The sequence below is a fragment of the Croceicoccus sediminis genome (genome assembly GCF_007570835.1).
Taxonomy (GTDB): domain Bacteria; phylum Pseudomonadota; class Alphaproteobacteria; order Sphingomonadales; family Sphingomonadaceae; genus Croceicoccus; species Croceicoccus sediminis.
On record NZ_SUNC01000003.1, the window covers coordinates 374,171 to 388,013 of the forward strand.

The window sequence follows — 13,843 nt, forward strand, 5'->3', positions numbered from 1 at the left end:
CCCCTGTGGCGCTGGCAAAGGCCAAGCCATGAGCGAGACCAGCAACACGAGCGCCGATACCGGCTCCGATACGCAGATTGCCAAGACCTTCGACCCCAAGGGGATCGAGGCGAAGTGGTATGCCCATTGGGAAGAAGGCGGCCTGTTCCGCCCCGAACGCCCCGATGCGGCCCCCTTCACTATCGTGAACCCGCCGCCGAACGTAACGGGCAGCCTGCACATCGGCCACGCGCTGGACAACACGTTGCAGGACATCGTGATCCGCTACGAACGCCTTCGCGGCAAGGACGCGCTGTGGGTCGTGGGCACCGACCATGCCGGCATCGCGACGCAGATGGTGGTGGAGCGCAATCTGAATTCGCAAGGCGTGAAGCGCACCGACATGACCCGCGATCAGTTTCTCGACCATGTCTGGGAATGGAAGGGCCAGTCCGGCGGCACGATCACGCGGCAACTGCGCCGTCTTGGCTGTTCGATGGACTGGAGCCGCGAACAGTTCACGATGGACCCGCACTTTACCAAGGCCGTGCTCAAGGTCTTTGTCGACCTTTACAACAAGGGCCTGATCTACCGCGACAAGCGGCTGGTGAACTGGGACCCGGCGCTCAAGACCGCGATTTCCGACCTCGAAGTGGAAACGCGCGAGGTTCAGGGCGGCTTCTGGCACTTCCGCTATCCGCTGGCGGACGGCGTCACCCTCGATAACGGTCAGGATTTTATCGAGGTCGCGACCACGCGCCCCGAAACGATGCTGGCCGACATGGCCGTTGCCGTGCACCCCGACGACGATCGCTATAAATCGGTCATCGGCAAGGACATACTCCAGCCGATCACCGGCCGCCGCTTCAGGATCGTGGCCGACGAACATGCCGACCCGGAACTGGGTTCGGGCGCGGTCAAGATCACGCCGGGGCACGATTTCAACGACTTCGACGTGGGCAAGCGCGCCGGGATTGCGCCGGGCGACATGCTCAACATGCTCGATGGCGATGCGCGCGTGGTGCAGACGGCTGACGGGCTCATCCCCGAAAACTATCTCGGCAAGGACCGGTTCGAAGCACGCGACATGGTCGTGGCCGAGATGAAGGCATTGGGCTTCCTGATCCCTCACGTCTTGAAGGACAAGGAAGGCAACGAGACCGAACACGACGCAGAACCGCGCACGATCCAGACGCCCTATGGAGACCGCGGCGGCGTGGTCATTGAACCGTGGCTGACCGACCAGTGGTACGTCGATGCTGAAACGCTGGCACAACCGCCGATGCAGGCGGTGCGCGACGGGCGGATCGAGATCGTACCCAAGACTTGGGAAAAGACGTTCTTCAACTGGATGGAGAACATCCAGCCGTGGTGCGTCTCGCGCCAGCTGTGGTGGGGCCACCAGATTCCGGCGTGGTATGCCGATGACGGCGAAGTCTTCGTCGCCGAAAGCGAGGAAGAGGCGCAGAAGCTGGCGGGCGGCAAGTCGCTGACCCGCGATCCCGACGTCCTCGACACGTGGTTCTCCTCCGCGCTCTGGCCTTTCGCGACGCTCGGTTGGCCGGACGATACCGATCTGGTCAAGAAGCACTATCCGAACGACCTGCTGATTTCCGGCTTCGACATCCTGTTCTTCTGGGATGCGCGCATGGCGATGCAGGGGATGGAGTTCATGGGCGAGGTTCCGTGGAAGAAGCTCTATCTCCACGGGCTCGTCCGCGCGGCCGACGGCGCGAAGATGTCGAAGTCCAAGGGCAACGTCGTCGACCCGCTCGGCCTCATCGACCAGTACGGCGCGGACGCGCTCCGCTTCTTCATGGCGGCGATGGAAAGCCAGGGCCGCGACGTGAAGATGGATGAACGCCGCGTCGAGGGGTATCGCAACTTCGCGACCAAGCTGTGGAACGCGGCGCGTTTCTGCCAGTCCAACGGCATCGGCGCATCGTCCACGCTGGCCGCCCCCACGGCGACCAGCGCGGTCAACAAGTGGATCATCGGCGAAGTCGTCGAGACTGCGGCAGAGCTGGACAAGGCGATGGCCGACCTGCGTTTCGATGCGGCGGCGAACACGATCTACCACTTCGTCTGGGACCAGTTCTGCGACTGGTACATCGAACTGGTGAAGGGCAATTTCGATGCCGAGACGAAGACTGTCGCGGGCTGGGTGCTCGACCAGATTCTCGTCATGCTGCACCCCTTCATGCCGTTCATCACCGAAGAACTGTGGCACGCGCAGGCCGATCTGAACGGCGAGACGCGTCCCTACGAACTGATCGTCGCCAAGTGGCCGGCACCCGATGCATCGGTCGATACCGATGCCAAGGCCGAGGTCGAGTGGCTGATCGCGCTCACCTCCTCGCTGCGCGCGGCCAAGAACGAACTGGGCCTAGCGCCCGGTGCGAAGCTTGAGGCATGGCTGACCAGCACGGCGGGCCCGGCACACGGGATCATCGAACGCAACTTCCCCGCGATCGACCGCGTGGCGCGGCTATCCGCGGTCCACTTCGGCGATGCACCGGCGGGCGCCGCGATGCAGGTCAACGTGGGCGACGACATCTTCGTTGTCCCGCTTGAAGGGCTGATTGACGTAGATGCCGAAAAGGCTCGCCTGACGAAGGCGCGTGAGGCTTCAATGAAGGAAGCTAAATCGCTCGAAGGTCGCCTGTCGAACCCCAAGTTCGTCGAAAAGGCCAAGCCCGAAGCGGTCGAGAAAGCCCGCGCCGACCACGCGCACCATGCCGCCGAAGTCGAACGGCTGGGCGCGGCGCTGGCGCGGCTGGGTTAAGGGCGAGAATGTCTCTCACGCTCGCCACCGACGATACGGGCGGGCCGGAGATTTTCGCCTCGCTGCAAGGTGAAGGGCCGAGCGTGGGGCGGCCCGTCGCTTTCGTCCGGCTGTCGCGTTGCAACCTCGCCTGCACGTGGTGCGACACCGCCTATACCTGGCGCTTCGAAGGGGACAACAGGCCGCACCGCGACGGCGTAGCGTTCGATCGCAAGGCTAATCAGGTCACGCTGGACGAGGCCGATGTCGCCGCGCGCATCGCCGCGCTGGGCCAGGACAGGCTTGTCATCACCGGCGGCGAACCTTTGCTGCAAGGTGCGGCGCTGGCGAAGATGTTGGACCATCTTCCCGACATGCAGGTCGAGATCGAGACGAACGGCACGGTAAGGCCCCCGGCCCGCCTCGACGTGCGGGTTGACCAGTACAACGTCAGCCCGAAACTGGCGCACAGCGGCAATCCCGCCGAACTGGCGCTGATCCCCGAAATGCTCGATTTTTGGGCAGACGACCCTCGCGCCTTCCTGAAATTCGTGGTGGGCTGCCCCGACGATCTCGGCGAAGTAACGGCGTTGGTGACGACGCACCGCCACCCGAAGTCGCGCATCTACGTCATGCCCGAAGGCACAGACAGCGCCACTTTGCGTGAGCGAGAGAAATGGCTGTCAGCCGCAGCGCTGGAACGCGGGCTCAGGATGACCGACCGGCTGCATATCCACCTGTATGGGGACACGCGGGGGACTTGATCGGGCGGGGTGTGTCAGGTGGCGACCAATCCAAGCCGATCGCCAATGGGAGCTGAACGGCAGATTCCGCCTTATCGCGGACATTACTACCGGACCAGCTCAATGTCCGACATGGGGTGGTTAGCTGGCGTTCAGCGAAGTGGTAACCAACGCTCCATATCGGGAGGTGTGTCACTCGGCCCACATGAATAAAGCCCATCGGCCCTATATGCGAAAGCCTCGGTATCCGTTTGGATTGTCCACTGCTCCTCCTTTGGATCATCGCCATAGGGCCATGTCTCCAGCGAACCGCCAAGGTCGAAGGTGAAAGCAGAGCGCCCTGTGTCGGGATCAACGTGCATCTCTATTAGCTTCTGACCATTCAGCATTGCCGTTGCGCGGCCAATCAGAGCCTGGTCATCTTCACTCCACGCAAGCTGATCCCCGTCTTTGAGCGCTCGCCAATGGCAGCAGTAAATCCAGAGATGCCACTGGCCGTGAATATGTGCGTCTCGGCGCAGTCCCTTGTCTGCAGACCTGCGCTCCACAATCTCCACCTTTGGCATACCAAACTCGAAAGTCAGAAAACTACCGTGCCCTTGCTTTGCGCCCCAAGCTGGCAGGCCAAGCATAGGGCTTATGAAGGCGCTCAATGGCTCCGCTGTTATGAGTGTGCTCATTGGGCGGTAATCGCACTAGTCCCAAATGTCCGCAACTGGGTCGTTAGCTGACATTGAGCGATGAAGACGGCAGAGTCCGCTTCCTGCCATAAATGGCCATTTGGCGACCGAACTATCCCCTGTCGTACACGCAGCGCCGCCGTCGTAGTCCGCGCCGCTCTTTTCCATCGTCGACCCGCCATGCACTCCGCGCCAATGTTTCACCCGAAGCTTTGAGACCGAAACGCCAGCTTTCCTGCGGCTGTCAGGTTTCAAAGACAGGGTGACACGGTGTCAACTACTCACGGCCGTCACCATCCGCCCGACATAAACCGCGCGCGCATAAAAAAACGGCGCCCTTCACAAGGAAGGACGCCGCCTTTTCGGCAGGCCGGCAACGAGTGCCGACCGCGTAAATTACTGGCCTGCGTCGACCATGTCTTCAGCCTGGTCGCCGGCTTCGCCCATGGCGTCAGCCTTGTCGTCGAGAGCTTCTTCAGTAGCTTCGTCGCCCTGCGCTTCGGCGAGGTCGGCCTGCTCTTCAAGCAGGTCTTCCTGCGACTCGTATGCCTGCTCGGTCAGATCTTCCTGAGCTTCCTGCTCGCTTTCCGAGCATGCGCCCAGAGCGAGGAAAGCAACAGCCGAAGCGGCGAGAGTCATGGTCTTGAATTTCATAGGTATTCCCCTTCTTTTCGCCAACAATGGCGATCTTCACAGTTGTTGTCGAAGCACCGGAAAACATCAAACCGGAAACCTGGGTTCCGGGATATCTGCCAACCGGAGGCGGCGTCCAAACAAGTCCGAACGACCACGTTTCTCCAAAACAGGTTAGTGGCCCAACGTCCTGCGCACGGACTTGTTTCCCGATTTTTTAAAAATTTTTTGTGCAGCGCACCCGGAACAAGGCTTTTCCTGGCAGTGAGATGGCGCATTGCGGCTTTCCCCCGGACGCTTGCGGGCGGTAGGGCGTAACCGTATCAATCCTTAAGAAAAAACGCCGAACGCCGGGCGCGGGTTGTCCGCCCCCGTCCCGGTCATTCGGCAGGATGGGCAGCGCGCTTATGCACGCACCGGCATTACCGATGCTGTGCGCGCCACCGCGTCACAATACGCTCGACCGCTTCTTCCTCGCCGCCGGTCTCGTTCCACAACTCGCTGAAGCTGGGGTCTTCGGATGCCGGGCGCTTGCGTTCTTCCAGATCGTCGAACGTCACGCGCATCGGAATGGCCGTACCTTCGCCGCAGACAATGCATTCGCGGTTACGAAGCGCAGGGATGGTGTCGAGGAAGCCGCGCGCACCTTCGGGCATGGCGGCCTTCACGAAGTCCTGGTCGCGTTCGTTGTTGAGGCGCATCGACAGGATCGTGCCGCACTGCGACAGCACGCCTTCGGCCAGGTCGGACGGACGCTGCGTGATGAGGCCCAGCGAAATGCCGTACTTACGACCTTCCTTGGCAATACGCGAAAGGATGCGGCCGACCGATGACCTGTCGGCGTTCTTTTCATTCGGTACGTAACGGTGCGCTTCTTCGCAGACCAGCAGGATCGGACGCGTCTTTTCGTCGCGGCCCCAGATCGCGAAGTCGAACACCATGCGCGAAAGCAGGGCAACCACGGTGCTGGTGATTTCGGACGGCACGCCCGACACGTCGACGATCGAAATCGGCGAACCGTTGCCCGGCAGGCGGAACAGGCGCTGGATGACTTCCTGCATCGTGTCGGCGACCAGCATGCCCGAGAACATGAACTGGTAACGCGGGTCGGCCTTGATCTCGTCGATCTTGGTTTTCACACGCAGGAACGGGGCGGTGTTCGTCGCCTTGTCGAGCTTGCCCATTTCATCCTGGATCGCGCCGGTCAGGTCAGACAGCAGGTAGGGAATGGGCGAATCGACGGTCAGGCGGCTCATACCCTCGGCCATGCGGTTCTTCGAACGCGCCTTCAGCAGACACTTCGAAAGAATGTCCATGTCGGCCTGACGGTCGGAGCCTTCGTTGGTGATGAAGACTTCGCAGTGTTCCTCGAAGTTCATCAGCCAGTACGGCACCTTGAGGTTGCCGACGTCGAAGATCTGGCCCGTCCCGCGGAAGGCGGCCGAATATTCGCCGTGGGGGTCGACCATCAGGATATGACCCTCGGGCGCGGCCTCGCAAATGCGGTGCAGGATCAGCGCGGCGCTGGTCGACTTACCGGTACCGGTCGAGCCCAGGAGCGCGAAGTGCTTGCCCAGCATAGCGTCGATATAGAGGCCGGCGCGGATTTCCTTGGTCGGGAAGACCTTGCCGATCTGGATATTGGAACGCCCGTCCGAGGCATAGACTTGCGCCAGGTCGGCGTTGGTCGCGGCGAACACTTCGGCGCCGGGCACGGGGTAGTGCGTGATACCGCGCGTGAAGTTGCGGATACGGCCGGTCAGCTTCTCTTCCGAACCTTCGCCCAGGAAGTCGATCTCGGCGATGATCTCGCCGGTCTGACGGTCCAGGGTCTGGGTACGGACCGAGGCGAGCAGCCAGACTTTGCCGACGCGAACCTTGATCTGCGAACCGACGAGACCGGCAAGCTGGACCGAGGGGTCGGCATCCTGCTGACATTCGACCAGCCGCTGGGCGCTGAGGCGCGCCTGCGAAGACGAACCAGCGATCTGAAGCACTTCGCCAATCGCCTTGTGGGCCTCGGAACGGCGCTGCTCGGGCTGTTCCTCGTCCTCGTCATGCGAAGCGGCCTGATCCTCCGGTTCGGGTTCGGGTTCGGGCTCAGGCGTGCGCGCGACCGGGGCGATGGGCTCGCGCGGTTCAGGCGCGGGCGGTGCCGGCGGATCGTAGCGATGCTCACCACGCGGCGCAGGCATCACTTCGCTGGGCGGCGCAGGCGGCGCGACGGGGCGTTCCAGCGGGCGTTCGGCCAGCGGACGTTCGACAGGCGCATCGGCCTCTACCGGTTCCGGAGAGACTTCAACGTGGTCTTGGGGGGCGTGATCTTGGGACGCGTTATCCTGGGCGGCGTTATCTTGGGGCGGCTGCGGCGGAGCAGGCGGCGCGACGGGGCGACTACCGCCGAAACCCGAAGGCGGAGCGCCCGCGCCGAAGCCTGCGGGCGGCGCACCCGCGCCATATCCGCTCGGCGGTGCGGGGGGCTCAGTGCTGGGCGGCGGAACGTCGGGCGGCGAGGCGAAGCGCGCTTCACCAACGGGCCTGGGCGCGTGCGCCTGCTCGGCCGCGTCCTTTTCATCCGTGATCGAGCGTCGTTCGCCGGGCGCGACCCGTTCGAACGGCTTGCGAAAGGGGTGACCACCGGGGAACCTGCTGCCCATATCGTTCATGCGCGCGCCTCATTTGCCAAACGTGCGAAGTTTATCTTCGCGCATGCATCCTAGGGCGACAGGGTTAACAGGGCGCTAAATCGGCAGGCGGATCATCCGTTGGCGAACAGGCGGCCCGCGATCCAGCCCATCGAGACCGAAAGGATCACCGCTATCAGCCCGTAGATCACGGGGTCGTCCTGACTATAAACCTCGACCGAGCGTTCGAAACCACGCTTGGCAACGAGGATATCGCTGGTGGCCGAGGCGACGACGCGCCCCTTGTCGAGCGCAAAGGTCTCGGCGGTGTAGTTCCCGGTAATCACGCTTGACGGCAAGGGGATGCGGGCCTGGTAGAGCACGTTCTGGCTGATCGTGACGCCGCTTTCGTCCTGCCGGTACAGTCCGCTCGCCACGCGTTTTTGCACCAGGCCGGCGGCGAAATGGTCCTGCTGCTGCTGGTCGATCCCGCCGATGGGCGACAGCTGCAGCCAGTCGAGCCCGAGTTCGTAGATTGCGCGGGTCTTTTCGTCCGTGATGTCGTCGAGCGGTCGCGAGGATGCGAGCGCGTAGAACGAGGGGGCCGAGCGGAAAGAGGCGCTGTCGGCATTGATCCACATGCCCAGCCTGCGCCGCTTTTCGCGCAAGGTGATCGGCTGGCTCGGCCCCTTGAGCACGACGATGATGTCGTAGCTGGCATCCTTGCTCGCCCGCGTGCCGTCGGGTTGCAGTACCGCGCCGTAAAGCAGCAGGTCCGCGCCGGTAAAGCCCTGCCGGACGACGACTTCGTGCTGCGATACTTCGGGTACGAGGATCGGGTCGCGCTGGGCGGTGGTACAGGCGAAAATGCCCAGCAGGGCCGCGATACGCAGGACGAGGCGGCCCCTGCCCGTCACAGCGGGACCACCGTGAAGATTTCCTCGGGCCGGTAGGTCAGGCCCACCGCCATGCGGATCGCGATCATGAGGACCAGCATGGCAAGGATGAAGCGCAGCAGTTCGGGCCGCACGTCCGATGCGAACCGCGCCCCGATCTGCGCGCCCGACACCGAGCCGAGCAACAGCAGCGCGGCCAGCACGACATCGACCGCATTGGTCGTCAGCGCGTGCATCATCGTCGTCGCGATGGTGGTGAACAGGATCTGGAACAGCGAAGTGCCGACAACGACGTTCGCGCTCATCCCCAGAACATAGAGCATGGCGGGAACCAGCAGGAAGCCGCCACCGATGCCCATCAGCATCGTCAGCATTCCCACCGCCATGCCCAGCAGCAACGGCGCGAGCGGCGAAATGTAGAGGCCCGAGCGATAGAACCGCCAGCGCAGCGGCAGGTTCGCGACGAGCGGATGGTGGCGGCGCTTCACCGGGGTCTTGCCCAGCTTCGCCAGGCGGCCGCCGAACAGTTCGGGGATCGCCTCGCGCGCCATGATGACGCCGACACTGCCCAGGACGACAACGTAGAGGATGCTGATCGCCACGTCGATCTGGCCCAGTGCGGTGAGCAGATTGAACAGCAGCGCGCCGATGCCGGTGCCGATGATACCGCCACCGACCATGACCGCGCCGATCTGGAAATCGATGCCGCCGCGCTTGTGCTGATAGATCGCGCCAGAAACGCTGGCCCCCGTCACCTGCGTCGCGGCCGATGCGGCGGCTACCGTGGGCGGTATGCCGTAGAAGATCAGCAGCGGCGTCGTCAGGAACCCGCCGCCGACGCCGAACATGCCTGACAACAGCCCTGTCACCCCGCCCAGGAGGACGATGATGAGGCCGTTGACCGATAAGTTGGCGATGGGAAGGTAGACGTCCATGACTTCCCGGCGGTTAGGCTGATCACAGCGTAATGCAAGAAAGTTACGGCCCTGTCTGCCCTTCGTCGGCGGTTCTGCCCCGCTCAGTCATGAAAAATGCGGTCAGAACCCCGCTGAAAGCGTCAGGACCGGGCCCGAGTCCGGTTCGGCGCGCCCTGCAACGCGCTGCCGCCAGTCCAGCCCCGCCCGCGCGAACAGCCCGCCGCCCAGCGGAAACCGCGCCGCAACCGTCGGGCCGATGTCCATCCGCTCGACGCCTTTCTGCGCCCCGCCCCATGCGCCCACGCCCGCCTCGATACGAAAACGGTCCAGCTGCGCGCCTTCGGTGACGATGCGAAGCTGACCGTCGGCAAAGGGCGTATCGCCCTTGCCCCCGACATAGCCGACTTGCGCATAGGCTTCCGCCCGCGTGTTCAGAGGCAGGGGAATCGGCGGCGGACCGATCACCGCCATCGCGGCGGGCCGCACGCGGGTTTCGCTGGGCCGCAGGCGCGCATCGCCTTCGTGGCGAAGCACCCTGCCTTCAACCAAGAGATCGACGGGAAGGGAGCGCAAGGGCCTCACGGCAAGACCGGCGGCGGCCTCGTGCTCGGGATCGCCGTCAAGAACGGTGGTGACGCGCAGATAGGCGCGCGGGTCGAAGCTGCTGCCGGGGGAAAGGCGATAACGCAGGACCGCGCCGGCCTGGCTTGCGCCATAAGTCCCCGACCCGACCAGCGCCGCGCCCGACGACGCCTTCTCACGCCAGAGCACCCAGGCATCGGCGGACCAACGCCGCGCCGCTCGCACTTCGGCAGGAACCGCGCCAAAGGGCACCGAGGCGGGCGATGCCGCGGGCGCGCGCTGCGGGGCAGGCTGCGGGCGTGAAGGCGGTGGGTAGGGCCTGCTCACTGACTGCACAGGGCGATCAGCCACGCGCAGCAGGGGCGGCGGAGGCGGCAGCCGCGTGGCTGCCAGCTCCGGGCGCGGTTCGGCTGCCTTCGGGATATCGCTCACGAAAGCAGGCTGAGGGGTATCTCGAACCGGGTCGGGCAAGGCCTGCACGGCAACGGGATCGGGCAGAACCCGCCCCGCGACGGTCGGCGGCAGAGGCAGCGGCGTTTCAAGCAAGGCGTCGACCGGGCCGAATGCCCGTGCCGCGACCCAGCACACCATGATCCCCGCCAAGGCGATCAGCGGCTTGCCCCGTCTGGGCGTCCTGCTCATGCGGCGCGGCGCCTTATCGTCTGCGGCTCGATCTCGGGGTGCCGGTCATGTTCGGTCTTGTCCCAGCGGGCCGGTTCACCGCGCAGCGCCTTTACATAGCGGACAAGTGCGACGCGGGTGGCGATGATGGCGATGACATTGCCGACCGGGATGCGCAGGATCGCGGGGATCGCCTCTCCCCAGCCATATTCGCGCCCGACCACCACGGCCCGGACCACGGCCCGCCAGGCAAAAGTTGCCGTCGTCACGATCAGCACCCAGTAGACCAGTACCGGCAAGCGGCCCGCCGGATACCAGCCCATCACGTCGGCCAGCCACAGGACGCCCGTCAAAAGGACCAGCAGGTAGGCCGCCGCCAAAACCAGCGCGACCAGCGGCCCGCGCCGGTCGCGAAGGCGCATCCACAGTTCTACCGGGCGCGCGCTCCACCCCAGCTGGTCCCAGCCGTCGAAAGCGATGCCATGGACCCAGCGCGCTTTCTGGCGCACCGAGGTATCCAGCGTGCCGGGGAAGTAGGCCCGCGTCGCCACCAGCGATCCGTCGCTGGCCCGCACGCGCAGGAAGCGGCCGCCCTTGCATCCCGGCCAGTTTTCGCGCCGCCCGATCAGCATGCCAAGCTCGTAATCCTCGGTCATGGCGGCCGGGTCGAAGGGGCTGCCCTGCCGGTCGCCGCTGCGCCGCTGGGCCACGTGTTCAAGCGCATCGCGCCCGAATGCACATCCCACGCCCGCCGCCGGAAGCGCCGCGCCCAGCCGGTCGCGCACGACCATCTCGCGTGCGTGGGCGTCGGTGAATTCGTCGGCATAGTGGTTGCCGATCCACGGGGAATCGTCCTGCAGTTCGGGCCGCACCGGCACTTGCACGAAATCGGCATCGGCCAGCGCGCGATCGATCAGGGTCAACGCGTCGGGATGGACGAGGTCTTCGGCATCGTGGAGCAGGACCGCGCGGAAGCGAATACCGCTGCGCACCTCGTCCTCCCGCATCTGGCGATATAGGCGGTTAAGGCACTGGCCCTTGGTGGTCGGCCCCGGCACTTCGTTGACGACGATCGTCAGGCGCGGATCGCCGGCACCGCCTGCTTCCATCGCGGCGCGGGTTTCGGGATCGTTGATATAACACCCGGCATAGACCCGCAGGTCCGCATGCGGCCAGCGCGCCAGGGTGGCGCGAATCATCGGGCCGATGACTTTCGCCTCCCGCCAGGCAGGGACGAACAGCGCGATCGGCGCGCTCAATTCCTCTGTCGCAGGTCTTTCGAGGCGCGGAGATCGCGCCCGCCCCGTCAGGAGCAGCCAGAACCACGCCAGGTCGACCAGCAGTTCATCGAGCGCGCCGAGCAGGAACCAGAACCCCGCAAACAGCAGGAGTTCAAGGCGCACGCCTTCCAGCAATGTGAAGAGCGGGACTACCAGTCCCTGGGCTGCGACCCCCATTTGACCCCCGTTATGCGCATCGTGATCCCCTCGATGCGTGAGTTAAGGCCATAAGGGGCGGCTGGACGGCTTGCAACCGCTCGCGAATTGGGGAAAAGGGAGCCGATATGACCGAGGCGAACTTTATCCCCACCCGCGTAACCGTTCCCGCCCTTCCGGCCAGCGTGGAGGCAGGGGCATGAAGACCGCGGCAAAATCCGTTCACATGACCTTGAAGGCGTTTTTTGACAACGAAGCGGCCTCGGGCATCATCCTCATCTTTGTCGCCATCCTGGCGATGATCGTCGCGAATTCGGGCCTTGCGCACGAATATCACGACCTGTTCCATAATACCCTGCCGTGGACCCCGATCCCCAAGCTCAACACCCTGCACTTGTGGATCAACGACGGATTGATGGCGATCTTCTTCTTCGTCGTCGGGCTTGAAATCAAGCGAGAGGTCGTCGACGGCGCGCTGTCCGATCCGCAGGCCCGCCGACTGCCGGTCATCGCCGCAATCGCGGGCATGGCCGCACCGGCGCTGGTCTTCATGGCCATCGTGATGGGCGAGAACGCACCCGAACTGCACCGCGGCTGGGCCATTCCGGCGGCGACCGACATCGCCTTTGCAATGGGCGTCATGGGCCTTCTGGGCAGCCGCGTCCCGGCCTCGCTGCGGCTGTTCCTGCTGACCGTCGCCATTGTCGACGATCTGGGCGCGGTCACGATCATCGCGCTGTTCTATACCGCCAACCTGAAACTCATGTGGCTGATCGTGTCGCTGGGCGTGCTGGCGGTGATGATCGGCCTCAACCGCTTCCGCGTCGACCGCTGGTGGGCCTATGCCCTGCTGTCGCTGCTGTTGTGGTTCACCGTGCTCAATTCGGGCGTCCACGCGACCATTGCGGGCGTGCTGGCCGCCTTCACCATTCCGATGCGCCTCGACAGCCATGGCGACAGCCTGCTGCTGCGGTTCGAACACGCGCTGCTGCCGTGGAACGCCTATCTGGTGGTTCCGCTGTTCGGTTTTGCCAATGCGGGCGTCGCGCTTGCCGGCATCGGCCTTTCCGCGATCTTCGATCCGCTGCCGCTGGCGATTGCGGGAGGTCTCGTCATCGGCAAGCAGGTGGGAATCTTCGCCGCCATCGCAGGCGCCAACAAACTGAAGCTGGCACCCAAGCCTTCGGGCGCGACATGGACCCAGATCTGGGGCGTCGCGATCCTGTGCGGCATCGGCTTCACGATGAGCCTGTTCATCGGCGCGCTCGCCTTCCCGGGCTATCCGGTCCTGATCGAGGAAGCGAAGATCGGCGTTCTGCTCGGCTCGCTGATCTCGGCCTTGCTGGGCTTTGCGGTCCTGCGCTTTGCCAAGGGCAAGCCCGACGAAGACGAGGCAGCGCCCGCCGCCGCCTGATCGCAAAACCGTAAAAAGAAAGGGCGCGCGTTCCACTCGAACGCGCGCCCTTTTTCTGTTCCGTGACTGCCGGAGCTTACCAGCTGCCGGTGTTCTCCATGCTGGCCCACGGCTCCTGCGGTGGCAGATGGCCATCTTGCAGCAGTTCGACCGAGATGCCGTCGGGAGTCTTCACGAAAGCCATGTGACCATCGCGCGGCGGGCGGTGGACGGTATGCCCCGCATCCATGATCGCCTGGCACGTCGCGTAGATATCGTCGACCCGGTAGGCCAGGTGCCCGAAATTCCGCCCGCCATCGTACTGTTCAGGCGCGCTGCCGTCTTCGGGCGGCCAGTTATAGGTCAGCTCGACCTCGGCGTCTTCCTGTCCCGGCGGGGCGAGGAAGATGAGCGTGAAGCGCCCCTTCTCGCTTTCCATGCGGCGGGTTTCTTCCAGCCCGATGAGCTTGAAGAAGGCGATCGTGGCATCCGGGTCTGTCACCCGGATCATCGTGTGCAGATACTTGGTCATGCCCTGCAAGGTAGGCGCAGCTTTGCGCGGCACAAGCGCCAAA

Annotated in this window: 11 protein-coding genes; 3 read left to right on the forward strand and 8 right to left on the reverse strand. The window is 64.4% G+C overall.

The window, feature by feature from the left end:
* Positions 1–28: 28 nt before the first annotated feature.
* Positions 29–2,764, forward strand: coding sequence for a valine--tRNA ligase (locus tag FAX90_RS12400; protein WP_144097711.1), 2,736 nt, complete (start codon positions 29–31; stop codon positions 2,762–2,764).
* 8 nt (positions 2,765–2,772) lie between these two features.
* On the forward strand, positions 2,773–3,507 hold the full coding sequence (locus tag FAX90_RS12405; protein WP_144097712.1) for a 7-carboxy-7-deazaguanine synthase QueE: 735 nt from the start codon (positions 2,773–2,775) through the stop codon (positions 3,505–3,507).
* Between the two features lie 131 nt (positions 3,508–3,638).
* Here FAX90_RS12405 and FAX90_RS12410 read toward each other — a convergent pair whose 3' ends face one another.
* The 7 genes from FAX90_RS12410 to FAX90_RS12440 form a co-directional block, all read right to left on the reverse strand.
* Positions 3,639–4,166, reverse strand: a complete 528-nt coding sequence (locus FAX90_RS12410; protein ID WP_144097713.1) for a hypothetical protein — start codon at positions 4,164–4,166, stop codon at positions 3,639–3,641.
* Between the two features lie 396 nt (positions 4,167–4,562).
* On the reverse strand, positions 4,563–4,820 hold the full coding sequence (locus FAX90_RS12415; protein ID WP_144097714.1) for a hypothetical protein: 258 nt from the start codon (positions 4,818–4,820) through the stop codon (positions 4,563–4,565).
* A gap of 401 nt (positions 4,821–5,221) precedes the next feature.
* The gene (locus tag FAX90_RS12420) at positions 5,222–6,925 is read right to left on the reverse strand and encodes an ATP-binding protein (protein ID WP_420810980.1); all 1,704 of its coding nucleotides are present in this window, start codon (positions 6,923–6,925) and stop codon (positions 5,222–5,224) included.
* A gap of 632 nt (positions 6,926–7,557) precedes the next feature.
* On the reverse strand, positions 7,558–8,340 hold the full coding sequence (locus tag FAX90_RS12425; RefSeq protein ID WP_420810975.1) for a TIGR02186 family protein: 783 nt from the start codon (positions 8,338–8,340) through the stop codon (positions 7,558–7,560).
* On the reverse strand, positions 8,337–9,254 hold the full coding sequence (locus FAX90_RS12430) for a sulfite exporter TauE/SafE family protein (RefSeq protein ID WP_144097715.1): 918 nt from the start codon (positions 9,252–9,254) through the stop codon (positions 8,337–8,339). Before FAX90_RS12430 ends, FAX90_RS12425 begins: the two co-directional genes overlap by 4 nt.
* A 102-nt stretch (positions 9,255–9,356) precedes the next feature.
* On the reverse strand, positions 9,357–10,460 hold the full coding sequence (locus FAX90_RS12435; protein WP_144097716.1) for a hypothetical protein: 1,104 nt from the start codon (positions 10,458–10,460) through the stop codon (positions 9,357–9,359).
* The gene (locus FAX90_RS12440; RefSeq protein WP_144097717.1) at positions 10,457–11,896 is read right to left on the reverse strand and encodes a glycosyl transferase family protein; all 1,440 of its coding nucleotides are present in this window, start codon (positions 11,894–11,896) and stop codon (positions 10,457–10,459) included. Before FAX90_RS12440 ends, FAX90_RS12435 begins: the two co-directional genes overlap by 4 nt.
* A gap of 178 nt (positions 11,897–12,074) precedes the next feature.
* Here FAX90_RS12440 and nhaA point away from each other — a divergent pair, with 178 nt between their 5' ends.
* Entirely contained in the window at positions 12,075–13,289 is a 1,215-nt protein-coding gene (gene nhaA / locus FAX90_RS12445; RefSeq protein ID WP_240704893.1) for a Na+/H+ antiporter NhaA, read from the forward strand.
* Between the two features lie 76 nt (positions 13,290–13,365).
* On the opposite strand, the gene FAX90_RS12450 is transcribed toward nhaA, so the two are convergent.
* A complete protein-coding gene (locus FAX90_RS12450) occupies positions 13,366–13,800 on the reverse strand; it encodes a VOC family protein (protein WP_144097718.1) in 435 nt (144 codons plus the stop codon).
* Positions 13,801–13,843 lie beyond the last annotated feature (43 nt).

What these genes read in the sequence shown, in the direction of transcription:
- FAX90_RS12400 (WP_144097711.1), top strand. Translation starts at nt 29, where the DNA reads ATGAGCGAGACCAGCAACACGAGCGCCGATACCGGCTCCGATACGCAG.
- FAX90_RS12405 (WP_144097712.1), top strand. Translation starts at nt 2,773, where the DNA reads ATGTCTCTCACGCTCGCCACCGACGATACGGGCGGGCCGGAGATTTTC.
- FAX90_RS12410 (WP_144097713.1), bottom strand. Translation starts at nt 4,166, where the DNA reads ATGAGCACACTCATAACAGCGGAGCCATTGAGCGCCTTCATAAGCCCT.
- FAX90_RS12415 (WP_144097714.1), bottom strand. Translation starts at nt 4,820, where the DNA reads ATGAAATTCAAGACCATGACTCTCGCCGCTTCGGCTGTTGCTTTCCTC.
- FAX90_RS12430 (WP_144097715.1), bottom strand. Translation starts at nt 9,254, where the DNA reads ATGGACGTCTACCTTCCCATCGCCAACTTATCGGTCAACGGCCTCATC.
- FAX90_RS12435 (WP_144097716.1), bottom strand. Translation starts at nt 10,460, where the DNA reads ATGAGCAGGACGCCCAGACGGGGCAAGCCGCTGATCGCCTTGGCGGGG.
- FAX90_RS12440 (WP_144097717.1), bottom strand. Translation starts at nt 11,896, where the DNA reads ATGGGGGTCGCAGCCCAGGGACTGGTAGTCCCGCTCTTCACATTGCTG.
- nhaA (WP_240704893.1), top strand. Translation starts at nt 12,075, where the DNA reads ATGAAGACCGCGGCAAAATCCGTTCACATGACCTTGAAGGCGTTTTTT.
- FAX90_RS12450 (WP_144097718.1), bottom strand. Translation starts at nt 13,800, where the DNA reads ATGACCAAGTATCTGCACACGATGATCCGGGTGACAGACCCGGATGCC.